Here is a 24,814-nt window from a genome sequence, read left to right on the forward strand (position 1 = left end):
AGCGGTGGATCCCACGGCCGATCGGCGGTGGCCGTGGCCTGGCGCGGGGCGGTGCGGCGTAGGCGTCTCATTCCACCGGGTAGCGCACCACCAGCACCCCCTCCACATCTGTCCCTACCGCCTCGTACTGATGCGGTACATCCGCCGCCCACCGGGCGTGGCCGCCCGGGCCCACCTCGAGCGGGGCGGAGGCGGGACCGACCCGCGCCGTGCCGCTGAAGACCAGCAAGTGCTCCTCCGTGCCCGGCACATGAGCGGCCGAGCGCTGCACCGCGCCGCTCTGAATGCGGATGCGATACACCTCCGACACCGCAGCCGCGTCCTGCACGCGGTCCGTCAGCACCGCGTGCACCGCCGCGCCCTGCACCGGGGCGGGGCCGACGACCATGCTCAGCGGCGCCTCGAGGGCCGTGGTCAGCGCGTACAGCGTCTCCAGGGTCGGATTGCGCCGGCCGGTCTCCAGTTCCGAGAGCGTGCCCTTGCCGACGCCGGAGCGGCGGGCCAGTTCCGACAGCGACAGGTCACGGTCCTGGCGCAGACGGCGCAGCCGCTCGCCCACCTCCTGGGCCAGTTCCATAGCTTTCCGCCCCTACCGCGCCGGTGACACGACCAGCGTTCCACAAACAGAACGTTCTGTAAACGGAACGATCGTGGCGAAACCCCGACCGTCTGGCCACCGCGGCATCCTTTGCCGCCCCTTGCGGTGCCGGCCCCGTGGAAGCATCGTCCGGAACGACGGGTCACCGGGGGCAAGCAGGAGCATCAAGCTAACCTCACCCGCTATGAAGCAGCGGCAGCAGAAGAAGCTCTCCCATCGCCTCTTCAGGGCAATCCTGTCGGGTGACGCCAAGAGCGTGAGGACACTGCTGCGCAGTGGAGCGAGTCCGGAGAGGAGGAACGCTGACGGCACCACTCCTCTGTACCTGGCATCGGTGCAGGGGGAGGCCGAGGTGGCCCGCTTGCTCATGGAGGCCGGGGCTTCCCCTGACGCTGAAAGCCGCGGCCCCGGCTCGGAGGGCACGCCGCTGTGCGCAGCCGCGTGCTGGGGACACACCGCGACGGCGCGGGAACTGTTGGCGCACGGCGCCGATCCCCTCCTCCGTGAAGACCGCGGCGCAGGCTGGTCCCCGCTGGACTGGGCGGACCATGGTCACCACCCCGACACTGCCGAAGTCCTCAGGGCAGCGGGAGCGCACCCGCCTGGCTGACGTGTCTGGAGTCCGGATCCGAGAGCCGGGACCGCTACGGCTGACAGCGGAGACCGGCTGATTCCACTCATAGCTCTTCGAGTTGGAGGGTCAGCCGGGCGGCGGCGGTGACGGTGGAGTCGAATTCCCGGCAGGAGACCACGGCGTGTGTGATGCCGGTCGCCGCGCGGATCAGGTCGAGTCGTGCGGTAGGGCCCGCCTGCGGGTGCAGCCGGGCGTCCACCCAGGTGGTGGTGGTGCTGACGTCCGTGGTCCGGGTGCGTTCGCCGTGCAGGAGGCGTGTGCCGTCGTGCACCGCGGTGGTGCGCAGTTCGGGGAGGTCGGCGTCCAGGGTGGTGAGTGTCCCGTCGGGGCTCAGTGTCCAGTGGGCATGGGCGAGTCGGTCCGCGATGTCTTGAGCCTGCGTGAGTGACCCGGACAGTGGTTCGACCGAGGCGACACGGAGTGTGCGGAAGGAGCGCTTCGGGGTGTCGGTGGGTGCGGCGGAGCCCGTGGTGTCCGGCCTCAGCGGGGTGTCGAGGGACGGGAGTCCTTCGGGTCGGGCGGGAGCCGCGGGCTTCGAAGGACTGGGGCAGGGTGTTGGCAGGGTAGGTTCTGCGGCCTTGCTGCCGCCTGCCGCAGGGGCGGCCGTGGCATCCGGGACGCGGGAGTCGGCCTGGGAGGGCTCGCCGGGTTTCGGGACGGCCGGGAGTAGTCCGAGGATCAGGATCAGCACGGGGAGCAGGGCGGAGGTCGCGTACACGGCGGGTGAGAGGGTGCCGACCGCTCGCCCACGCCACCCCCACAGCCGTGGCCACAGGCCGGCAAGCAAGGGCCAGACGGCCAGAGCGACCAGCATCGCCCACCATGTGGGACCCGAAGTGAGCTGTTCACGGGCGAGTGACACGGCCTTCGTGGTGGCGTCGCCGGCCGGCGAGTCGCCGAGCAGGCGGTAGGCCAGCGCGGCACCGAACAGGTCCAGCAGGTTCTCGGCGAGCACCGCCGCGGGCCACAGGAGGACCAGCAGGAGCTGGGCCACCGGCTGTTCGGTACGGGCGATGAACCACAGGCGCAGGCGGACGGGCGGGTGGTAGAGCCGGGCCAGAGTGTCCCGGGGGGACTGTGTGAGAGCGTTGAGTGCCCGCTGCTGCGCTGTCCGTACGGCTGTTCCGGCTGCGTACCGGTCCGCGGTCAGTTCCGCCGACCAAAGGGCGCTGACCACGATCAACAAGGTCTTGGGCACACTCAGGACCACCAGGACGATCTGAGCGGACATCAGGGGAGCGGTGGCGTTCCCGGCGGCGAACAGCAGGGCCACAGGCAGCAGGCCGAACACCGCGAAGACGTACGGCCAGGCCCTGACCAAACCGGTGAACGGGCTGCCGAGCCCGGCGACATGCTGTTCGCCGTACCGGAGGTGGCCGATCTCGTGCAGCAGGACCGCTTCGGCCGCTTCCCGGTCCCTCTGCCACAGGCTGACCAGCGGGCTGAAGACGCCGACCCGTGTGGTGCGCCAGCCACCGGGATAGACGCGGGCGAGCAGGTCCCGGCGCACGCTGACCCGCAGTTCGGTGCCCGGTGCCCGGTCGGTGAGGAGGCGCCGCATCTGGTCGTAGACGTGCGGTGTGCCGTCCGGCTCGTGGGCCGGCGGCTTCAGCTGGAAGCGCCGCTCGACCCACCATGTGCGTGGTTGGGGCGGGACCACGGAGAGCGCACCTGCCAGCAGGAAGACCATGGGGAGCAGCCGCATGAGGGTCAGCGCCACAACCGTGAGCATGGCGGGGCTGCGGCCGTGCTGGGTACCGCTCCTGGACGCCGCCCACACCAGCCAGTCGACCAGCAACGGGACCTGTACAGCGAACAGTCCCAGGGTCAGCCACAGCCAGGGCGGCGGACCCCACAGCCGTGCGGGCCGGCTGCCGGGCGCGCTTGCCGGTGGGGCTGGGCAGCGACCGGGGTCCGCCGGGCTCATGCGCCGCCCGTCTCCTCTGGCGTCGTGGGAGGCCTTCCCGGCATGGGGTCGGCTCCGGGCACCGTGCGGCGACGCAGCGGGCTGAAGAGGGCACCGGTCAGACGGCGCACAGGGGTGAGCAAGCGCCGGGATGTGTGTACGGCCGGTGCGGGCGGCTCGTTCGCCACCAGGGCGTCGAGGAAGGCCGCGACGCCACCGCGGTCCTCCGCGGCCAGTAGCTGGGCGGTCAGCTGGGCCACCAGTTCCTCGGCCGTGGCGGTGTCGACACCACGGGCGCGCAGCCGCCCGCACATGCGCAGCGCAGCCAGTACGGCCTCGCCGGAGGGCTGCTGCGGCGCGCCCGGAGTCCGGCTGTCCGCGTTCTCCTCGTCGGTGCGGACATACGTGGCCCCTGTGCCGCTCCCTTGCGTCAGCCCGTCGGCGGAATCCGCGCCAACGGGACCAGTCCGCGGGCCCTGCTCCTGCCCGGTGCGCTGCGCCCGCAGACTGACCAGCAGGGCGGCTGCGGTGACGCCATTGGCGAACTGCGGGCTGCCCAGGGCTGCCTTCACCGCGTCGGCAGCGTAGGCCAGCGCGTCCAGCAGGTCGGGCAGCAGGGTGGCGATCCCGCCGCCGAACCCGCCGGGCGCGAGCCCTCCGGTCCGGAACAGCTCCCGGCGTCCCTTCCCTCCGGCGGCGTAGGCGCGGGTGATCTGCGCGGCGAGAACGGTTTCGTCAGGTGCCGCCCATCGCGCTATCTGCACCCCCCACTGGTCGAGGTCCTCACCAGCCACAAGACCCTCCGTCCCCCGCTGTCGGCGCCTTTGCCGTGCGTCCCCTCGCGCGGATCACGTCGAGGCCCCGACGAAGTCGAAACGGAACTCCAACTGGCCGTCGCCGGTGCTGCCTTGCGCTGTCAGGTTCGCGTTGCCGCCCTCGATGTCACCGTCGAGCGTCGTGCCCTCGGCTACGGCGTGCGGGTATCCGCCCGGCAGTTCGCCGAGGTCGGAGCGGCAGGGGACGAGGAGACTGGGCCAGTTGAGCAGGTTGAGGGCGACGGCCTGCTCGGTGTGGGGGTCGGTGAGCCGTCCGCTCAGGTCCCCGTCGTCCCACGCCAGCTCCCAGTAGGTGAGCAGCAGGTTCGGGTCACGCGGGTTCCCCGCCAGATCCTGGCTCGAAACGGTACTGACGGCCGACGACCAGAACGACATCGCGCCCGCCTCGGAGGGCTGCCCCACGGCGAGCTGCAGGGAGAACGGGTTGCTTTCGGTCCCGTCCTCGCCGGTGCGGGGGCGGTCGAGGTCCAGCGTGGCGTTCATGGAGTACGTCTTGGTGTCCGCGAACCGCCGTGAACCGTCGGCGCTGCAGTAGTCGTACACATCGACGGTGACCTGTGCCGTCCCGCTGTACCGCTGTCCCCACAGTGCGGAAGTGCCGGTCGGCTCACTCGGCAGAGTGTCGGCCGTGGAGGGCGCCGGGGGCGGAGCCGCGGTCACGGCCACAGGGGAATCCGTGGGCACGGAGGTGGGTTCGGTGGTGGCGGGCGAGGGTGGGGTGCTGTCCGCCGCGGACGCGGATGAACCCTGCGGCTCCGCCGCGTCGGACGATCCGTCAGCCGAGCAGCCGGTCAGCAGCACACCGAGCAGCCCCGCGCACACACCGGCCGCCACCACGGTGCGGGCGCACCGCACACCCGTCCCAGAAAGGAATGTCACAACGCCCCCTGCCCCCCACCGGGCCTCCAAATGCGACGACCCGGGGCAGAGATGCTACGGTGCGCAATCATTCAACTACGCATGATCAGCGCTTTGTTACCGTTCCGTGCTCGGTCATCTGGCCTGTCCGCTGCCGGAGACGGCGACAACGGACAGTCGCCGCGGCGACTGCGGGCCCGGAAACGGTTCTGACTCCTGACTCACGGCAGATTCCCTGGTCGCCGCCCACCCCTGTAATCGACTCTGTTTGCTTCATTGACATCTCTCTCAGAAGTCCTAGCGTTGGGAGCGCTCCCATAACAGCCTTGCAACTGGAAGGAGTCCCCCCACATGCGCAAAAAGATTCCGTTAACCAGGCGTTCGCGGTCGTCGCTCCGCCGGCCTCTCCAGGCGCTCGTCATGCTGTTCGCCGTGGTTGTCGGCGCGCTCACCTGGTCGGCCCCCGCCCAGGCTCACGGCACCATCGTCGACCCCGCCTCCCGCGCGTACCAGTGCTGGAAGACGTGGGGCAGCCACCACACCGACCCGGCCATGCAGACCGAAGACCCCATGTGCTGGCAGGCTTTCCAGGCCAACTCCGACACCATGTGGAACTGGATGAGCGCGCTCCGCGACGGCCTCGGTGGCCAGTTCCAGGAGCGGACCCCCGACGGCACGCTCTGCAGCAACAACCTCTCGAGGAACGCCAGCCTGGACAAGCCCGGGCCGTGGAAGACCACCACCATCGGCAACAACTTCTCGGTCCACCTGTACGACCAGGCGTCCCACGGTGCCGACTACCTCAAGGTCTACGTGAGCAAGCAGGGCTTCAACCCCCAGACCCAGACACTGGGCTGGAGCAACCTCGACTTCATCACTCAGACCGGCCGCTTCGCCCCGGCGCAGGACATCACGTTCCCCGTCCAGACTTCCGGCTACACCGGACACCACATCCTGTTCGTGATCTGGCAGGCCTCGCACCTCGACCAGGCCTACATGTGGTGCAGCGACGTGAACTTCGGCTGAGCCGGGAAGCGCCCCACGCGGCACCGGTCTCTGCCGGGCGCCGGTAACTGTCGCCCGGCGGACCGAACTCCGTCGGGGCGGGAGAGCCATTTGGTCACCCTGCCCCGACGGGGCTTTCTGCGCTCCTGGTACTCCAAGCCGTGGATCGTGCCATTACAGGGAAGGGCGTTACTGCCCGCCGAGTCGGAGTACGGCAACCACGTCCGGTTTAAGGACACGGCTGGGAGAAGGAAGGCGAGAACCGTGTGGAGTACGAGCCCCCGCCCTGGGGCAAGGTCGCGCACCAACCGGGTCCGGGACGTGCTGCCGTACGAGAAGGCCTCAGCAGCCGGACGGTGGTGATCCTGTCGAGGTCGACGGACCGTTCGCCGGTCAAGGTGTGCGCAGCCAGGTGCGACGACGAGTGCCGGAACGGGGCTCGCTCCTCGCACAGTGCCGGTAGCAGGACGGTCCGGCGATCACGGACAGCAGGCCACCAGGCCCGGTCTCATGTGTGCACGCGCCACGCTGCGGGTTGTGGTTGCTTCCATTGACGCCCCCCGTTTCTGCCGGCAGTTGCTGGGGAATTCGCCCCGCTCCTTGCACCTCACGCCGACAATGCCGATGCGCTCTCACAATGGATCGCCCAGGCCAACGCCGCCCTCCCGGTTCACGTACAGCAACGGCTCCACCGAGGGCGCATCTGTATGTCCGGCGGACTGTGAGCGTGGTCATCCCGGTGGGTTGAGTGTCGCTGTTCGGTCAAGGTGCTGGCGGTGTCGCGCAACGTTCCAGCAGTCCACCTGGTCGTCCGGCATCGGTGGGGAGGGGGCTGTGGTGTGCAGCGGGGAGGGGCGGCTCGTGCTGGTGCGGTGCTCCGCGGCGTAGCAGCGGACCAGGTGATGGACGACGTACTCCTGTGGCCCGTCCTCGGCCAGCAGATGCTCCCGGACGAGGGCGCCCAGTACCCGCTCCGCCTCCGCCGGTGTGCACCGGGCTTGCGTGGCGAAGTGCTCCGCGCTGAACGAGGTGGAGGGGACACAGCCCAGATACGGGAAGAGTGACTGGGCCTGGCGGGGCAGGGACGCGAAGGATGTGTCCAGCAGTGTGCGCACGGAGATGATGTCGGACGAGTCGGTGCGCAGCACGTTGAGCGGTGAGCATGCGTCTAGTTGCCGGGCGGCGGTGGCCAGGGAGGCTTCCGGGCGCAGTTGCAGTCGGGCGGAGAGTACCTGGATGGCGTACGGCAGCCCCCCGCAGGCCTCCGTCAGCCGGGCGGCTGCCTCCGGCTCGGCTTGAGTCCGGCACGGACCGACGAGCAGCTTGAGTAGTTCGGTGGACTCCGGGGCGGTGAGGGCGGGCATGGTCAGCCGTTGGGCGTGGTGGTGGACCACGAGGCGGTCCAGGCGTCTGCGGCTGGTGATCAGGGTGGCGCAACCGTGTCCGCCGGGCAGCAGGGGTTCCACCTGCTCGGCGTCGGCGGCGTCGTCCAGGAGCAGGAGGAGGCGCCGTTCCGCGACGACCGACCGCCACAGCGCGGACAATTCGTCCCAGTCACCTGGGTTCGGGGTGACGGAGATGCCGAGCTGGCGCAGGCAGCGGGCGAGGGCGGTCGCAGGGTCGAGCGGGGGCTGGGGACCGCTGCCGTGCAGGTCGAGGTACAACTCGCCGTCGGGGAAATCCGCTCGGGATCGGTGGGACCAGTGCAGGGCGAGCGTGGACTTGCCGATGCCTGCCAGCCCTTCCACGACCACGGTCCGTCTCTGGCTGGATCCGTTCGTCAACGCTTCATCGAGTAAGCGCAGTTCCTGGGCGCGACCGGTGAACGTGGGGCAGGCCGGGGGCAGCTGGGCCGGTCGAGCCGGCGCCGGGATTCCCGGGCCGGATTCGGTGAGCGGGGCCGGGGGTTCCGGGGCGGTGCCTGCCATGGCGGTTGCCCGGAGCAGTTCCTGGTACAGCTCCTGCGAGGCTGGGCTGGGGTCGAGGCCGAGTTCGTCGGCGAGGAGTCGGCGGGTGTGGTTGTAGCGTGCGACGGCTTCTGCGCCGCGGCCGCAACGGTGCAAGGCCGTCATCAGGTGGCGCAGCGAGGCCTCGTCGTAGGGGCGCTCGGTGGCGATGGCTTCCAGTTCCGGTAAGAGCGTGAGGTGTCGTCCGGCCCGCAGCTCGGACGCGTGGCATTCCGTCAGTGCGGAGGTCCGCTCGACGGTGAGAGCCTCGCGCACCGTCTCCACCCAGGGGCCGGTGAGGCCGAGCAGGGGTTCGCCCTGCCACAGGCCCAGCGCGGCACGGTAGCGCTCGGCGGCGAGCGCCGGTTCGGACGAGGCGACCGCGCGGGCGGAGGCGACCAGTCCACGGAAGCGGTGCAGGTCGACACGGGACGGGGGAACCCGGGCCATGTAGCCGCCCGCCGAGTGGACGATGGCAGGCCCTTCGGGCTCCGCCGCGATGCGGGGCAGTAGTCGGCGGATCCTTGCCACGTAGCTGTAGAGGACTGCGCGGCCGGTGGCCGGAGGTGCGTCGTGCCAGACGCGGTCGAGGAGCGCGTCGACGGGGATGACGCGGTTGGCGTCTATGAGGAGGGCGGCCAGCACGCACTGCTGTTTCGCGGGGCCGAGTCTGATGTGGCGATAGCCCTGACGTGCGGTCATGGCTCCTAGCAGGCGAAAGTTGAAGTCAGCGGACACAGCCGTTCCTTCGTCAGTTGTGGGGGACTGCATCACCGCGCACATCAGAACACGTGACCGAGACGTCACGGTAGGAGGCCCTGGCCCCTGCCGGGTGTGCAACGCATGTGATCAGCCATTGCAGATTTGTGTCAGGTTGATTCCAGACCGGCCGGACATGATGTGCCCACTCACTGGAAACCAGTGCGGGCTGACGCGGGCCATTGCCCGACGGGATGGGGGATACCTATGGGAACCGATGCGAACGAAGCCGGCACCGAACTGGACGGTCTCACCGCGGCTGAGCGCATCATCGTCGAGGGAGTCGCCGACTACTACTGGCGCAACGACGGCATGCCGCACGAACGCGGCCACGTCATCGGCTGGCTCATGATCAGCGACCCGGTCGAGCAGACCACCGCGGAACTCATCGCCCGCCTCGGCACCACGCGCGCGGCCATCGACCGCGTCGCCGACCAGCTCGTCCCGGCCCGAGTGGTCCTGCGCAGGGACATCCCGGGCACCGACGAGTACGCGCTGCACATGAACGACGAGTCCTGGCCCAACGCCGTTCTCGAGGTCTTCGCGAACATCCCGGAGTTCGACGGCATCCTGCGCGACGCGCAGGAGACGCTCAAGGACGAGGCCCCGGAGCGCCGGCAGCGGCTCGACCGCACCCAGCATCTCTTCGGCTTCATCGCCCGGGAGATCCCCAACGTGCTGACGACCTACGCGGAACGCGAGAAGACCGCCTCCCTGGGCGGGTGATCGCGGGCCGTGGCGCCCGCAACCGGTCCATCCATCGGCCGACCTCACCCGAACCGGACATCGTCCTGCGCCTCGCCCGGCCCGTACCGGGCGAGGGGGAGGACATCCGCCAGAACCGCCTGCGGTTGCTCGCCTCCCAGGAGCGACGGCGCGCCGAAGGCTTCCTGCGGTCCGCCGACCGCGACGAGTACATCCGCGCCCACTGGCTGCTGCGGCACGCACTGTCCGAGGGGACGTCCGTGCCGCCCGAGGACTGGGACTTCACCCGGGACCGGTACGACAAGCCTCGCATCGCCGAACGCTTCGGCGACAGGCGGGAGTTCAGCCTGTCCCATTCGGCGGGTGTCGCTCTCGTCGCGATCTCCACGGGCAGACCGGTCGGGGTGGACATCGAACGGCTCGCGGACGACGATCCGCCCCCGCTGCGCAGCTGCCTGACTCCCGCCGAACGGACAACGCTGTCCGCGCTGCCGGACCGCGATCGATATCCCGCCTTCGTCCAGCTGTGGACGTTGAAGGAAGCCCTCGCCAAAGCCATGGGTATCGGACTGCGTCTGCCGTTCGGCGACGTGGACTTCACCTGGCAGGACGGGCGTCCCGTGCTGCGCCCTACCGCCTCCGTGGTGGCGCCCGAACTGTGGACGTGCCACCGCCTTGACGCCCCCGTGGGGCTGCGTGCCGCGCTCTGCGTACGCGGGCCGCGCCCCCGCGGCCGCACCTATCCGAGGAGTACGCACCAGATGACCACCCTGGACGGGTTCGCACCCGCCGGCGTACGGCAGGCCGACGGCGAGGCGCTCGGCAGCGCCGCGTTCCGCCGTCGTCACGGTGTACGCCTCGCCTATGTCAGCGGCTCGATGTACAAGGGGATCGCCTCCGCCGCGCTGGTCGCCAGGATGGGCCGGTCGGGGCTGCTCGGCTACTTCGGCACCGGCGGTCTGCGCCCCGAACAGATCGACGAGGCCATCACCCGCATCCGTGCCGAGGTCGGCCCGGAGGGCCCGTTCGGCATGAACCTGCTGGCCCATCCGGACCATCCGCGCCGGGAGGAGCAGACGGTCGACCTCTTCCTGGCCCGTGATGTCCGGTGCGTGGAAGCCGCGGCTTTCCTGCAGCCCAGCGCCGCGCTGGTCCGCTACCGGCTCACGGGCGTGCATCGGCGCAGCGACGGCTCCGTGGCCGTGCCGAACAGTCTGCTCGGCAAGGTCTCCCGGCCGGAGTCCGCCCGCGCCTTCCTCTCACCTGCCCCGGCCCACCTGGTCTCGGCCCTCCTGCACAGCGGTGCGCTGAGCGCGGAGGAGGCCGCGCTGGCGCCGTATCTGCCGATGGCGGACGACCTGTGCGTCGAGGCGGATTCCGGCGGGCACACCGACCAGCGGCAACTGATCACCGTGCTCCCGGAGATCGTGCGGCTGCGCGACACGGCCGCAGGCGTCGGGCATTCCGTGTGCGTCGGCGCGGCGGGCGGCCTCGGTACTCCCGAGGCGATCGCTGCGGCCTTTCTGCTCGGTGCCGACTTCGTGCTGACGGGCAGCATCAACCAATGCACGCCGGAGGCCGGCACCGCCGACGACGTCAAGGATCTGCTCCAGTCGGCCGGCGTCCAGGACACCATGATGGTCCCGGCAGGCGACATGCTGGAGATCGGCGCCCGCGCCCAGGTGCTCGGCAAGGGTCTGTTCTTTCCTGCCCGCGCCAACAAGCTCTACGACCTCTACCGTCGCTACGACTCCCTTGAGGCCATCGACGCGCCCACCCGCCGCCAGCTGCAAGAACGCTTCTTCCAGCGGCGCTTCGAGGAGATCTGGCAGGAGACGGCCAGTTACTACGCCACGCGCGACCCGGCCGAACTCGCGCGTGCGGACGCCGACCCCAAGCACCGCATGGCGCTCGTCTTCAAGTGGTACTTCGTGCAGTCCACCCGGCTGGCCATGTCCGGCAGCAGTGACCGCCGGGTCGACTACCAGGTTGCCTGCGGACCTGCCATGGGCGCCCTCAACGGCTATCTCGCCGGCACCGAGTTGGAGAACTGGCGCGCCCGCCATCCCGACACGCTCGCCGACCTGCTGATGACCGAGGCCGCCCGACTGCTGCGGACCCGGCTGGCAGCACTGGTCCGCGCCTGAAGCAGCCGGCCGCGCGCGCCGTCCGTCCGGCCTCGCGCGCCCCACCCGCGCCTACCTCTTCTCGGAGGACCCGTCATGACCCTTGTCCACCTCTTCCCCGGCCAGGGCGCCCACCGGCAGGGCATGGGACGCGAGCTCTTCCCTCGCTACCCCCACCTGGTGAGGCGCGCGGACGCGCTGCTCGGCTACTCGATCGAGGAACTCTGCCTGGAGGCACCGGCGGACAAACTGGCCGACACCCGCTACACCCAGTGCTCGCTCTACGTCGTCGGCGCACTGGGCTATCTGGATCTGGTGCGCGAGAGCGGCGAGGTGCCCGACTACGTGGCCGGACACAGCCTGGGCGAGTTCGTCGCCCTGTTCGCAGCCGGCGCCTACGACTTTCTGACCGGCCTGGAAGTGGTGCGGCACCGTGCCGAGGCCATGGCCAAGGCCGGACCGGGCGCGATGGCGGCCGTGATCGGACTGTCCGAGGAGGACGTCCGCGACGTGCTCGCCGCGCACCCGGAGGTCGACATCGCCAACCTCAACGCCCCCACCCAGATCGTCGTCTCCGGTGCCGAGGACGCGGTCCGGGACGCCGGCCGCACGCTCGGCACCCATGCGGAAGCCGTGATCCCGCTCAGGGTCAGCGGGGCGTTCCACTCTCGCCACATGGCTGCGGCCGCCGAGGAGTTCGGCCGGGTCCTGAGCCGGCATCGCCTGGCCCCGCTGCGTATTCCGGTCGTCGCCAACACCACCGCCCGGCCGCACACCGACGACCGGCTGGCGAGCGAACTCAAGCGGCAGCTCACCTCACCGGTGCGGTGGACCGAGTCGGTGCGCTACCTGCTGCGGCTGCCGGCACCGCACCTGCGCGAGGTGGGTCCCGGCCAGGTGCTCACCGGGCTGATCGACAAGATCCGTGACGCGGCGCCGGCCGGCGCGGAGAGGTGACCGAGGTGTCTTCGAGCGAGTTCCGCATCACTGAAGAGGACATCCAGCGCTTCGCCGCCGCGAGCGGTGACACCAACCCCCTGCACACGGACGCCGACTACGCCGCCCGCACCTCCTTCGGCCGCCCCATCGCGCACGGCGCGCTGGTGACCCTGCATGCCCTCGCGGCCCTGCCCGCCCGGCGCACAACCCGTCGCCTGACCGGGATCGCCGCTCGTTTCCACGCGCCCGCCTACCCGGACCAGCCCTACCGCCGCACCGTCGAACGCACCGAGGACGGCTTTCGCGTACGGGTCATGGACGGCACCAGGCTGCTGCTCGACCTCATCGTCACCGCCGTGGCCGGCCGGACCGCGGCCGACGTCCCGGCGGACGTCCCCGGCCCCCGGCGGACGACTGCCGCGACCGTGACCGCCGACCGGGCACGGCCCGGTCGCCGGCGTCGTGCCGGCTGCCCGGTCGCCGCCGACCAGTGGCGCGAACTGCTCCAGGACATCGGCGCCCACGCCGCCGGAATCTCCGTCCGCCAGGCTCTGCCGCTGGGGTGGGCCAGCTATCTGGCGGGCATGGAACTGCCCGGCCGGGACGCCCTGGTGTCCGGCCTGACCGTCCACTACGACGGCGGGGACAGCGGCGAGGGTGGGGACGGTGGGGAGTGGGAGGTGGCCTCGGCCGACTCCCGCTACGGACTGATCGACCTGACCGGCACGCTGGGTGGTCTCGGCCGCGTCGAGGTGCGGGCCCTGGCGCGGCGTGCGGCCCCACTGTCCGATGTGGGCCGGCTGCGCGAGCTGGTCCCGGCGGGCGAGCCCGGAGCCGGCCGCACGGCGCTGGTGGTCGGCGGCAGCCGGGGTCTCGGCGCGAGCCTCACCCAGGCCCTCGCCCTGGCCGGATACACCGTCTACCTCGGGCACCGGCGCAGTGCCGACGAGGCCGCACAGGTCCGTTCCGGCCTCGCCGACCATGCCGACCGCGTGCGTCTGCTGCCCGGCGACGCCTCCGACCCCGCTTGGGCCGAGGCCGCCCGCGACCGTATTCTCGGCGCACACGAGCGCCTGGACGTGCTGATCCTGAACGCTTTCCCGCCGGTCACCGCTCTTGCCCTGGAACCGGAGACCGACGAGCGCGCCGCCGGCTATCTGCGCGATGCCCTGCAACTGGCCAGGGTCCCCCTCGCGGCGCTCCTGCCCGCGCTCGCCGAGAGCGCCGGGCACCTGGTGGCCGTCTCCACCGCGTGGGTGGACTCGCCGCCGCCCGGCTGGTCGCACTACGTGACCGCCAAGCTGGCGCTGGAGGGCCTGGTGAGGGCCGCGGCCGCGGATCATCCCGAGCTGGCCTGCACCGTCCTACGCCCGGGACGGATGCCCACCGCATTCTCCGACTCCGTGCTGGACAGCGAGCCCGCCCTGGCCACCGAAACGGTCGCGGCGACGGTGGTCGCCCGGCTCGGCACCGCGTCCGAACGTGGACAGGTCGCCGTCGTGGACCGCTTCGAGACCCCCGGTGGCGAGGAGGAGCCCCAGGAGCGCACCGGGCGCCTGGTGGTGGCCGCCACCTTCACGACCGACCCGCTGCACGAGGGCCTGCGCTCCTGGACAGCCCGCCTGGACCTCGGCCTGGAGCCCATGTTCGCCGACTACGGACAGGTCTTCCAGCAACTCCTCGACCCGGCCAGCGACATGGGCCGTAACCGGGTCGGCTGCAACCTGATCCTGCTCCGTGTCGAGGACTGGCTCGGCAGCAAAGCCGCGGATACCGTCGACGAGTTCGCCCGCGCCGCGGCCGGGCTGTGCGCGCGGTCCGCCGTACCACTGTTGGTCCTTTTGTGCCCCGATGCCCCGCAGTCGGATGCCGCGGCTACGGACCCGCTGCGCACGCGGCTCGTCGAGGCCCTCGCGCCGGTCGCGGGAGCGCATCTGCTCGACGTCGAGGAGTGGCGCGGCGACGGCCCCGCCCTTGCCGGACTGCACGACGCCGGACGGCTGCGCATGGCGCACATTCCCTACACCGCCGCCGGATACGCCGCCCTCGCCACCGCCGCCGCCCGTGTCACGCGCGCCGCGCTCGTCCCCGCCGCCAAGGTGCTGGTGCTGGACTGCGACAACACCCTGTGGCGCGGTGTGCTGGCCGAGGACGGCCCGCACGGCGTCACGGTCGAGCCCGGACACCGCCGACTGCACGAGTGGGCCCTGCAGCTGCGTTCTCGCGGGGTCCTGCTCTGCCTCGCCAGCAAGAACGAGGCGCGGGACGTCGCCGAGGTGCTGCGGCTGCGCGAGGACATGCCCCTGGGCGAGGAGCACCTGACGGCGCGCCGCGTCGACTGGGAACCCAAGCCCGCCAATCTGGTGAGCCTCGCCCGCGAACTCGATCTCGGTCTCGAATCGTTCGTGGTGATCGACGACAATCCCGTCGAGATCGCCGCCCTGCGCGCCGCCTGCCCGCAGCTGCTCGCCCTCACCTGCCCGGCCGACCCCACCGACCTGCCCGCGTTCCTCGACCGCGTCTGGGCCTTCGACCGGCTCCAGGTCACCGCCGAGGACCGTACCCGCGCCTCCTTCTACGAGACGGCCGGGCAACGCCGTGAGCTACGCGCGTCCTCCGCCACGTTCACCGACTTCATCCGCGACCTGGACCTTCGCATCGAGGTCCGTGAGCCAGCGGGCGACGCGCTCACGCGGGTCGCCCAACTCACCCAGCGCACCAACCAGTTCAACATCGCGCCGGTACGGCGACAGGTGTCCGAGCTGCGCGCCCTGCTCGCGGACGACCCGTCCCTGCGCTGCCGCACCGTCAAGGTCGCCGACCGGTTCGGCGACTACGGCGTGGTCGGCGCTGCCCTGCTGCGCACCGCCGGGGAGGTGGCCGTTCTGGAGACGTTCCTGATGAGCTGCCGTGTGCTCGGCAAGGGCGTCGAGCACGCCTTCCTGGCCCGGCTGGCCGAGGAGGTCCGCGATGAGTGCGCGGTTGTGCGGATCACGCACCGGCCGACCGAGCGCAACGCCCCCGCACGGCGGTTCCTGGACTCGGTGGCCGGCGACCCGGTGCGCGAGGCGGCCGATGGATCGGTGGTGTACGAGCTGCCGGTCGAGGCGGCCGCCGCCGTGGCGTTCAGGCCCGAGACGTTCTTGGAGGAACCGCAGGAGGAGCAACAGGCGGCCCCCGTAAGGCAGTCGGCGCGTCCCGGGCACGCCGTGCTCGTGGAGATCGCCGAGCAGCCGTCGGCCTCCGACGCGGACGCACCGCACCCGTCTGCGGACGCACCGGTCCGGTCCGGCGCGGGCGGACACGGCACGGCGCTCGCGCGGATCGTGGAGGTGCTCTCGCGCACCCTGGGCGTGCCGGCCGCGACCCTGGACGGCGACACCACGGTCGAGCTACTGCGGCCCTCCTCCCTGGCCGCGGTGGACGCGACGGTCGCGCTGGAGCAGTGGTACGGCGAACTGCCGGCCACGCTGCTGTACGAGCACCGCACCCTCGCCGCCCTGGCCGACACCCTGGCCGCCCGGGAACAGCCCGCTCCCGCCCCCCGCGCCGATGCCCCGCGGACCACGCCCGCCGCGGCGCGTACGGAGCAACCGCGCGACGCCCAGGACGCCGTCGCCGTCATCGGCCTGGCCGGACGCTATCCCGGCGCCCGCGACATCGACGAGCTGTGGGACAGCCTGCTCGCCGGACGGGACTGCGTCGGCGAGATCCCACGCGAGCGCTGGGACCACGACGCCCTGCACGACCCGGACGGCGGCCCCGGCCGTACCTACTCGCGCTGGGCGGCGCTCATCGACGGCGTCGACGAGTTCGACTCCCTCTTCTTCGGCATCTCTCCCGCCGAGGCCGAACTGATGGACCCCCGTCAGCGGTTGTTCCTGGAAACCGCCCACCAGGCCCTCCAACACGCGGGCTACACACCCGCGAACATCGGCCGCGACACCGGTGTGTACGTGGGTGCGATGGCCAACGACTACGGCCTGTTCAGCGCCCTGGGCGCGCTCACGGGCGAAAGCCCCTATCCGTGGGCGGAGGGCTACCAGATCGCCAACCGGGTCAGCTACCTCTTCGACTTCACCGGCCCGAGTCTCACCGTGGACACCGCCTGCTCCGCCTCCGGCACCGCTCTGGAACTGGCCTGCGGAGCGGTACGGCGCGGCGAGGTCGGCGCGGCCGTGGCCGGTGGCGTCAACCTGGTACTGCACCCGGCGCGGCACGTGCAGTACGCGCAGATGGGCATGCTCTCGCGCACCGGCCGCTGCCGTGCCTTCGGCGCGGGGGCGGACGGCTTCGTGCTCGGCGAGGGCGTCGGCGCCGTGGTGCTCAAGCGGCTCGACCGGGCGCTTGCCGACGGCGATCACGTGCACGGCGTGATCCGCGCGGCGGTCGCGGGCTCCGACGGCCGGACCAACGGCTTCACCGTGCCCAGCCCCACCGCCCAGGCCGAGTTGGTGCGCCGTGCACACCGTGCCGCGGGCGTCGAGCCCGGTTCCATCGGCTACGTCGAGGCCCATGGCTCCGGCACCGCGCTCGGCGACCCCATCGAACTACGCGCCCTGACCGAGGCGTTCGGCGCGCAGGCGGACCCCGACGCCCGGTGCGGCATCGGCAGCATCAAGAGCAACATCGGCCATCTGGAGTCCGCCGCGGCCGTGGCCGGCCTCACCAAGGTGCTGCTCCAGCTGCGCCACCGCACGCTGGCACCGACGCTGCACGCGGACCCGGTCAACCCGCGCCTCGACCTCGCCCGCACCCCCTTCCACATCCAGCGCGCCGCCGAGCCGTGGCAGGCCCGCGGTGGCCTGCTGCGGGCCGGACTCAGCTCGTTCGGCGCCGGAGGCGTCAACGTCCACCTGGTGCTGGAGGAGGCCCCGACGTCGAGTGCCGGCAGCGGGGATCACACCGCCGGGCCCTGCCTCATCGTGCTCTCCGGCCGCGACGAGGCGGATCTACGGGACTACGCGGGCCGGCTGCGGACGGCTCTTCTGAACGCCCCGGACCACCGGCTCGCCGACATCGCCTTCACCCTCCAGGCCGGCCGGCCGGCGCGGGACGCACGGATCGCCTTCCCCGTGGCAGACCGGCCCCACCTGCACGCCGCCCTCGACCTCATCGCCGCCGGGCACCCCGAGGACGTGCCCGGACTGGTGAGCGGGCGGCTCGGTGGACAGCCGGGCCTCGGCGACCTGTTCGGCTCCGGCCCGCAAGGTACGGCCTTCCTGCGGGACCGGATGCGCGCGGGGGATCTGACACAGGCCGCCCGCCTGTGGGTACACGGCGCGGAACTGCCCTGGGCAGAGCTTGCCGAGCCCGGTCGCCGCCGTGTCCCGCTGCCACCGACGCGCTTCGCACCCGTACGGCACTGGTTGCCGGACCGCCTCACGGCGTCGCTGCTGCCGGGCGGGCTGAGCGCGAACGACGAGGGACGAACCGAAACGGCGCCGCCTCCCGGCGGCGAGACGGCCGGGCCCGGTGCGGCGGAGACGGACGGCGGGCCCCGGTACGAGACGGTGCTCTACCGATCGACGTGGGCTTTCGCCGGTGAAGCGCCCGCCCTGACCGTCGACGCCGGACTGCTGGTGGTGACGGTCGGCGGCGAGCCTGCGGGATCCGCTCCCGACGTGTTGCCGACCGGTGTACGGGTGCTGCGCGCGCCGGACGTGGACGCGGTACCGAGGCTCCTGGAGTCCGGCGCCGACCGGATCGTCGTCCTGGACATGCGTCAGTTCAACGGTCCGCCGCTGTCCCTGGAGGCGGCGGCGGAACTGCCGCTCGCTCTCGCACGCTGGTCGGCGCAGGGCGGGCGCCCGGTCGACTGCGCCGTCGTGTGCCGGCCGGGGGAACCGGCCGGGGTCGCGCTGGACGCGCTGGGCCGGTCCCTGGCCCTGGAAGGGGTGCGGTTGCGGCTCGGCCGGATCGAGGTCGCCGACGCCGAACTCCCGCCGCTGTCCCGCCTGCTGGCCGAGGCACTGGGCGCGGACCGCGAGGTCCGGCTGGACGGGGAACGACGCTGGACACCGCGGCCCGAGCCGGTGCGGCGGGCCGCCGCGGAACCGTCCCGCCAGGGCACCGGGGCCGGGGGCGCCGTGGTGATCACGGGCGGAGCCGGCGGCCTGGGACGGCTCATCGCCCGGCATCTGGCCGAGCGGCACCGCGTCGGTGCCCTCGTCCTGCTCGGCCGCTCGCCCGCTTCCGCCGACACCGAGCGGCTCCTGGCCGGCCTCGCACGGCACGGGACCCGCGCCGAGTACGCGCGGGCCGACATCACCGACGAGGACTCCCTGCGCGCCGCCCTCGACCGTGCCCGCGAACTGGGCGGAGGACTGAGGGGGATCGTCCACGCGGCGGGGGTACTGGAAGACGCCCCGCTGGCCGGCAAGACGGCCCTGTCCCTGCGGCGGGTCCTGGCGCCGAAGACGGACGGCACCCTGCTCCTGGACCGCCTCACCGGCTCCGACGACCTGGACTTCCTGCTGCTGACCTCTTCCTTCGTCGGCTGGACGGGCAACGCCGGCCAGTGCGACTACGCGGCGGCCAACCGCTTCCTCGACGCCTTCGCCGAACAGCGCGAGCAGCTCCGCCGACGCGGCCTGCGCCACGGACGCACAGTCTCCGCCGCCTGGCCGCTGTGGCAGGACGGAGGCATGCACATGCCGCAGGACGTCATCGAGCTCACCGCGTCCACCACCGGTCTTCGGCCCATCACCACGGCACAGGCGCTGCGTGCCCTGGACGAGCTGCTCACGGTCGAGTCCGGCGCGTATCTGGTCGGTCATGGTGACCAGGCCCGTATCAGCGCCGCGCTCGGCGGTGCCGCCGTGAGCGCGCCGGTGGCGCGGGAGGGGGCGACCGGTGAAGCCGTCCACGAGCAGGTCGCCGCCGAGGTGTGCGCCCTGCTCAAGCTGCCCGCCCATGTGCTGCGCACGGACGACCGGTTCGGGGACGTCGGCATGGACTCGGTGCAGACGGTCCGGCTGGTCAACCGGCTCAACGAGGTCTACGGACTGGCCCTGACTCCGGTGGCGGTCTACGACCACCCCACGGTGGGGGAGTTGAGCCGGCACCTGAGGGAGGCTCACGGGGCCGTCGCCGAGCCGGCGCCCTCCTCGACAGCGTCTCCAGTCCCCAGTGGCACACGGCAACTCCCGGCACGTGGCACGCCGCACGTTCCCGCCGCCACCGGCGCGGAGCCCATCGCCGTCATCGGTATGGCCGGGCGCTTCCCCGCGGCGGACGACGTGGACGCGTTCTGGGCGAACCTCCTCGCCGGACGGGACTGCGTCACTTCCGGCGCCGGGGACACGCCCGGTGAGCGGGTCGGCGGCCGGGTGCGGGCCTGGGCGGACGGGAGCGGCCCGAAGGGCGGCTTCCTCTCCGACGTGGACGCCTTCGACGCCGAGTTCTTCGGCATCTCGCCGCGCGAGGCCGCCCTGATGGACCCCCAGCAACGGCTGTTCCTTCAGGCGAGCTGGCATGCCATCGAGGACTCCGGCCGCGATCCGCGTACCCTCGCCGGTTCCCGTACGGGTGTCTATGCCGGCGCGACCCTCAGCGACTACACCGAACTGCTCGCCCGCAGCGGCGACACCGCGCATCCCCACCTCGCCACCGGCAACGTGCACAGCGTCATCGCCAACCGGGTCTCCCACCAGCTCGACCTGCGGGGCCCGAGCGAGGCCGTCGACACCGCCTGCTCCAGCTCGCTGGTGGCCCTCCAGCACGCCGTCACCGCGCTGCGCTCCGGCGACTGCGACCTGGCCCTGGCCGGGGGCGTCAACGTGCTGTTGTCGCCCACGTACTTCGCGTCGCTGACGAAAGCGGGGATGCTCTCGGCGACCGGGCACTGCCACACGTTCGACCGGGCCGCCGACGGTTACGTCCGGGGCGAGGGCGTGGCAGCGGTGCTGCTCAAGCCGCTGGCCCGGGCCCTCGCCGACGGTGACCCCGTGCACGCCGTACTGCGCGGCATCGCCGTCGGTCATGGCGGCCGGGCGCACTCCCTGACCGCGCCCCGCCCGTCCTCCCAGGCCGACGTGATCACCGCCGCACTGCGGGACGCAGGTGTGCCGGGGCATTCGCTCGCGTACGTCGAGACGCACGGCACCGGCACCGCGCTGGGCGACCCGATCGAGATCGAGGGGCTGCGCACGGCCCTCGGCAACACCGGCACGCAGCCGGCCGGCTGCGTGCTGGGCGCGGTCAAGGCCGCCATCGGCCACCTGGAGTCGGCCTCCGGCATGGCCGGACTGATCGCTGTCGTGCAGGCCATGCGCCATCGCACACTGCCCGGTACGCCCCGGCTGAAGGAGGTCAACCCGCACATCGACCTGTCGGACGGCACGCTGCGGCTCGCCACCCGCCCGGAACCCTGGGAGCGGCGCGAACCGCGGCAGCCCCGGCGGGCAGGCGTCAGCTCGTTCGGCTTCGGCGGCACCAACGCCCACGCCGTTGTGGAGGAGGCACCGCCGGGCGTTGCGGCCACGCCATCCACCGATCACGGCCCGCAGATCGTCACGCTCTCGGCCACCGACGACGAACGGCTGCGTGCCTACGCGGCACGCCTGTACGACTTCCTCGCGGACAACGACACCCCGCTGGCCGACCTCGCCCACACCTCCCGCACCGGGCGCACCGAGCTGTCGAGGCGGCTGGCGCTGATCTGCCACGACACAGCCGAACTGCGCGCGCTCCTGGCGGACTTCCTCACGGGCCGCGAGGACGCCGTGCGGCCCTCGCTTCCGGGCCCCCTGGCCGACGCGGTGCGCGAGTGGACGGCGGGCGGCAGCGTGGACTGGGCGGTGCTGTTCCCGCAGGGCGGGCGGCGCGTCCGGTTCCCGCTGTATCCGTTCACCACCAGCCGGCGGTACGGCCCGCCAAACGCCGCGGGCACCGACGGCGCGAAGACGGCCGACCACGCCCACGACGCCCCCCGCCGCGCCGATCGGCCCGGCGACGACGGTGACGCGATGGCGGGGTACCCGCACCGGACCATCAGCCCTCACCAGCCGGATGACGTCCGCCGACCGGACGTGAGCGACCCGCGCAGCGCCCCGGCCGCGGTCCGGCACGAGCCCGCCCTGTTGAGCCGTTCCTGGCAGACAGTGGAGCCGGTGCCCGCCACGCCGGGCGGCTCGCGTCCGGTGTGTGTCCTGCTGCTGGGCCGCCACACCACGCTGCCGGTGACCGCCGCCCTGCCGGGCACGGACGCGGTCGAGTGGATCGTCGTACGGGAGCGTTCCGCGCTGCCCCGGCTGGGCCGCGACGAACACGAACTCGAGCCGGAGGACGGCGCCTCGGGCCGGGCTCTGGGCGAGCGGCTGCGCTCGGTACACCCCCGCCTCGACGCGGTGGCGGACCTGAGCGACCTTGCCGGACCGCAGGACCTGGCCGGCCAACTCGGGCGCGTGGGAATGCTGCAAGCCCTCGTGGCGCCAACCGAGGGCCGTGCGCTGAGATTGCTGCACCTCACCTCCGGTGCGGCCGGCTCGCCCTGGGCCGCGGCCCGCATGGCCGCACTGGTCCGCTCCCTCGGTGCCGAGTACTCCCACGTATCGGCCACCACGGTCACCTGCGACACCCCCGCGGGCGACGGTGAGGCCCTGCTGCGCCTGGTGGAGGCCGAACTGGCCCTGGACGCGAGCGAGCCCGAGGTGCGGCTGAGCGAGGGCCGGCGGCTGGTGCCCCGGCTGGTCCGGGTCCCGCGGCCAGAGCCGGCGCCGGTACGGGTCGATCCGTCCCGGAGCTATGTGATCACCGGGGGCACGGGCGGGCTCGGCATGGCCGCCGCCCGGCGGCTGGCCGAACGTGGTGCGCGGCGGCTGGCCCTGCTCGGCCTGCGCCCGCTGCCGCCGCGCTCCGCCTGGACCACGGACAGTTCAGACCCACGCGTGGCCGGGCTGCTGGAGCTGGAGCGCATGGGCGTACAACTCCAGCTGCATGCAGGTCAGTTGACGGATACGGCCGGGCTGCGGGCGTTCCTCGGCCGGGTCCGGGAGGAACTCGGGCCCGTCGGCGGAGTGCTGCACTGCGCCGGGGCCGTCGACCGCGGGACGCCCGCCTTCGTCCACAAGGACCTGGACTCCGTACGGGCCACCTGGCGGCCCAAGGGGGAGGGGACGCTGACGCTGCTGACCGAGCTGCGCGAGGACACACCGGACTGGATCGTCCTGTACTCCTCGCTGTCCGCCGCCCTGCCGGAACTGGCCGTGGGACTCGCCGACTACGCCGCCGGCAACGCCGTACTGGACGCCGTCGCCGAACGGAACCCCGGCTCCCCCCGGATCCTCTCCATGGCCTGGGGCAGCTGGTCCGGTGCCGGCATGGGCGAGGTGCGCAGCCCCCGGTACGCGGAGCACGGCTTCGCCCCGCACACCGTCGAACAGGGCCTGGACCTCCTGGAAGCCGCCCTGGCATCAGGCCTGACCCACTGCGTGGCAGCCGCCGTCGACCCGGGCGTATGGCCCCTGTCCGATCCCGACCATGGACCCGAGGAAGCACCCATGCCCGAACCGGACACCGAGGGCGCCGCGCAGCCGGCCGTCGCCGAGGCCGTCGCCCGCCTGCTGGCCCGCGCCCTGCTGATGCCCGCCGAGCGGATCGGCCCCGACACGCACTTCACCCGGCTCGGCGTCGATTCCATCCTGGTGGCCGCCATCGTGGCCCAGCTCGAAGACCGCGTGGGGGAGTCGCTGTCACCCTCGCTCGTCCTGGAGTACCCGACCTGCGCCCAGCTCGCCGCGCATCTGTGCGACGCGCATCCCCGGGGCACGGCCCGCTGGATGCGCGAGGAATCCGGGGCTGAGCAGGCGCGGACGACCGTTGCCACGCAGGCAGGCGCCGGCGCGGTCTCCGCCGCTGCCGGACCCGCCCGCGAGACCCGGCCCGACCTGGTCGCTGTCATCGGTGCCGCGGGCCGCTACCCCGGCGCGCCCGACTTGGAGCGTTTCTGGGATCTGCTGCGGGAGGGCCGCAGCGGCATCACCGAGGTGCCCGCCTCCCGCTGGGATCACAGGAGGCTGTGGGCACCGCAGCAGACACCGGGCCGCAGCACCAGCAAGTGGGGCGGTTTCCTGGACGGCATCGAGGAGTTCGACCCGGAGTTCTTCGGAATCGACCCGGCCGACGCGAGCCATGTGGATCCGTTGGTGCGGCTGTCGCTGGAGACGGTGGAGCAGACACTGCGCGACGCGGGCTACTCCCGCGATGACGTGGCCGGGCGGCGGATCTCGTTCTTCATGGGATCCGGCACCAGCACCTATGGCAGCCGGGTGGCCGTCCCGCACCGCAACACCGTCACCGGCCTCAACCAGAACTTCATCGCCGCCCACGCCGCCCACGTCTTCGACCTGCGGGGACCTCACGTGACCGTGGACAGCGCCTGCTCCTCGTCGCTGACCGCGCTCCAGCTCGCCCTGCGCGCACTGGCCGCCGGTGACTGCGAGGCGGCGCTGGTCGGCGGCGGCGATCTGCTGCTGGACGAGACACCCTTCGTGAAGCTCAGCGCCTCCGGGGCGCTCTCGCCGGACGGCGCCTGCCATGTCTTCGACGCCGCCGCCAACGGCATCGTGCTGGGTGAGGGAGTCGGGGCGGTCCTGCTGAAACCGCTCGACCGGGCGCTCGCCGACGGTGACCGGATCCACGCCGTGATCGAGGCCTGCCTGCTCAACAACGACGGCCGCACGATGGGCCTGACCACGCCGAACCCCCAGGCTCAGGAGGAACTGGTCGCCGACACCCTGGCCGCGGCCGGAGTCGGCGCGGACACGGTGACATACGTGGAGGCGCACGGCACCGGCACCATGATCGGCGACCCGATGGAACTGCAGGCGCTCACCCGTGCCTTCCGTCGCACGACGGACGCGGTCGGCCACTGTGCGGTCGGCAGCGTGAAGTCCAACATGGGCCATCTGCTGATGGCCGCCGGTATGGCCGGGCTGCACAAGGTGATCCTCTCGCTCGTCCACGGCACCATTGCGCCCACCCTGCACTGCGAGCAGCCCAATCCGCGCTTCGCCTTCGACACCTCGCCGTTCCGGCCGGCGCTCACCACGGAGCCCTGGACACCGGAGTGCGGCGTGCGGCGCGCGGGGCTCAGCGCCTTCGGATTCGGCGGTACCAACGCCCACGTGGTGCTGCGCGAACTCCTCCCCGAGGAGCGGGAGCGCTATCACCCCCGCCGCACACCGCTGCCGCCCGCCCCCTACCGCCGAACCCGGCACTGGCTCGACCGAGAGGCGCCGCCGGCGTCACGTCCGGCGGCCCGGACGCTGCTCGCGCTGGAACCGGAACCCGGTCTGCCCGTGGCAGCCGGCCCGCCGTTGCCGTCCGCCCCGCAACAGGCCGATCCGGACGGGGCCGCCGTGCCCGTGCGGCCACACCGAACACCGGACACGGCTGACGTACCCGCGTACACCGGCCCGTCCGTCCCCGCATCCCGTCCCCGGCCTGCCGGTGCGGTTCGCCGACCCATGCTCGAACTCCACGAGGAGCTGACCTGATC

Annotated in this window: 11 protein-coding genes; 6 read left to right on the plus strand and 5 right to left on the minus strand. The window is 72.2% G+C overall.

Annotated elements, in window-relative coordinates; all coding sequences use genetic code 11:
* Positions 1-67 precede the first annotated feature (67 nt).
* Complete coding sequence (locus ACIOHP_RS36180; RefSeq protein ID WP_401894022.1) at positions 68-577, minus strand: helix-turn-helix domain-containing protein; 510 nt, start codon at positions 575-577, stop codon at positions 68-70.
* A gap of 205 nt (positions 578-782) precedes the next feature.
* Between ACIOHP_RS36180 and ACIOHP_RS36185 the strand changes: the two genes are divergently transcribed.
* Positions 783-1,208 carry an ankyrin repeat domain-containing protein gene (locus tag ACIOHP_RS36185; RefSeq protein ID WP_401894023.1) on the plus strand — a complete coding sequence of 142 codons (426 nt, stop codon included), beginning with the start codon at positions 783-785 and terminating at the stop codon, positions 1,206-1,208.
* Between the two features lie 67 nt (positions 1,209-1,275).
* Here ACIOHP_RS36185 and ACIOHP_RS36190 read toward each other — a convergent pair whose 3' ends face one another.
* Genes ACIOHP_RS36190 through ACIOHP_RS36200 form a run of 3 tightly spaced genes read right to left on the minus strand, consistent with a single transcriptional unit; the run spans position 1,276 to position 4,853 of the window.
* On the minus strand, positions 1,276-3,159 hold the full coding sequence (locus ACIOHP_RS36190; RefSeq protein WP_401894025.1) for a M48 family metalloprotease: 1,884 nt from the start codon (positions 3,157-3,159) through the stop codon (positions 1,276-1,278).
* On the minus strand, positions 3,156-3,932 hold the full coding sequence (locus ACIOHP_RS36195; RefSeq protein WP_401894027.1) for a hypothetical protein: 777 nt from the start codon (positions 3,930-3,932) through the stop codon (positions 3,156-3,158). The genes ACIOHP_RS36190 and ACIOHP_RS36195 overlap by 4 nt, the downstream gene beginning before the upstream one ends.
* Positions 3,933-3,986: 54 nt before the next feature.
* Positions 3,987-4,853 carry a hypothetical protein gene (locus ACIOHP_RS36200; protein ID WP_401894029.1) on the minus strand — a complete coding sequence of 289 codons (867 nt, stop codon included), beginning with the start codon at positions 4,851-4,853 and terminating at the stop codon, positions 3,987-3,989.
* 399 nt (positions 4,854-5,252) lie between these two features.
* Between ACIOHP_RS36200 and ACIOHP_RS36205 the strand changes: the two genes are divergently transcribed.
* A complete protein-coding gene (locus tag ACIOHP_RS36205) occupies positions 5,253-5,858 on the plus strand; it encodes a lytic polysaccharide monooxygenase (protein WP_401894031.1) in 606 nt (201 codons plus the stop codon).
* A gap of 710 nt (positions 5,859-6,568) precedes the next feature.
* On the opposite strand, the gene ACIOHP_RS36210 is transcribed toward ACIOHP_RS36205, so the two are convergent.
* A complete protein-coding gene (locus tag ACIOHP_RS36210; RefSeq protein WP_401894033.1) occupies positions 6,569-8,485 on the minus strand; it encodes a BTAD domain-containing putative transcriptional regulator in 1,917 nt (638 codons plus the stop codon).
* 264 nt (positions 8,486-8,749) lie between these two features.
* Between ACIOHP_RS36210 and ACIOHP_RS36215 the strand changes: the two genes are divergently transcribed.
* The 4 genes from ACIOHP_RS36215 to ACIOHP_RS36230 all read left to right on the plus strand — a co-directional run bounded on the left by ACIOHP_RS36215 (position 8,750) and on the right by ACIOHP_RS36230 (position 24,812).
* Complete coding sequence (locus ACIOHP_RS36215; protein WP_361551354.1) at positions 8,750-9,268, plus strand: hypothetical protein; 519 nt, start codon at positions 8,750-8,752, stop codon at positions 9,266-9,268.
* On the plus strand, positions 9,265-11,394 hold the full coding sequence (locus tag ACIOHP_RS36220; RefSeq protein ID WP_401894035.1) for a PfaD family polyunsaturated fatty acid/polyketide biosynthesis protein: 2,130 nt from the start codon (positions 9,265-9,267) through the stop codon (positions 11,392-11,394). The genes ACIOHP_RS36215 and ACIOHP_RS36220 overlap by 4 nt, the downstream gene beginning before the upstream one ends.
* A 75-nt stretch (positions 11,395-11,469) precedes the next feature.
* Complete coding sequence (gene fabD / locus ACIOHP_RS36225; RefSeq protein ID WP_401894037.1) at positions 11,470-12,330, plus strand: ACP S-malonyltransferase; 861 nt, start codon at positions 11,470-11,472, stop codon at positions 12,328-12,330.
* A 5-nt stretch (positions 12,331-12,335) separates the two neighbouring features.
* Positions 12,336-24,812 carry an SDR family NAD(P)-dependent oxidoreductase gene (locus ACIOHP_RS36230; RefSeq protein ID WP_401894039.1) on the plus strand — a complete coding sequence of 4,159 codons (12,477 nt, stop codon included), beginning with the start codon at positions 12,336-12,338 and terminating at the stop codon, positions 24,810-24,812.
* The last annotated feature ends 2 nt before the right edge of the window (positions 24,813-24,814 follow it).

The organism is Streptomyces sp. NPDC087859 (assembly GCF_044742595.1).
GTDB lineage: Bacteria > Actinomycetota > Actinomycetes > Streptomycetales > Streptomycetaceae > Streptomyces > Streptomyces canus_F.

Coding starts and splice junctions, on each gene's coding strand:
- ACIOHP_RS36210 (WP_401894033.1), bottom strand. CDS start 8,485: ATGACCGCACGTCAGGGCTATCGCCACATCAGACTCGGCCCCGCGAAA.
- ACIOHP_RS36190 (WP_401894025.1), bottom strand. CDS start 3,159: ATGAGCCCGGCGGACCCCGGTCGCTGCCCAGCCCCACCGGCAAGCGCG.
- ACIOHP_RS36215 (WP_361551354.1), top strand. CDS start 8,750: ATGGGAACCGATGCGAACGAAGCCGGCACCGAACTGGACGGTCTCACC.
- ACIOHP_RS36180 (WP_401894022.1), bottom strand. CDS start 577: ATGGAACTGGCCCAGGAGGTGGGCGAGCGGCTGCGCCGTCTGCGCCAG.
- fabD (WP_401894037.1), top strand. CDS start 11,470: ATGACCCTTGTCCACCTCTTCCCCGGCCAGGGCGCCCACCGGCAGGGC.
- ACIOHP_RS36185 (WP_401894023.1), top strand. CDS start 783: ATGAAGCAGCGGCAGCAGAAGAAGCTCTCCCATCGCCTCTTCAGGGCA.
- ACIOHP_RS36205 (WP_401894031.1), top strand. CDS start 5,253: ATGCTGTTCGCCGTGGTTGTCGGCGCGCTCACCTGGTCGGCCCCCGCC.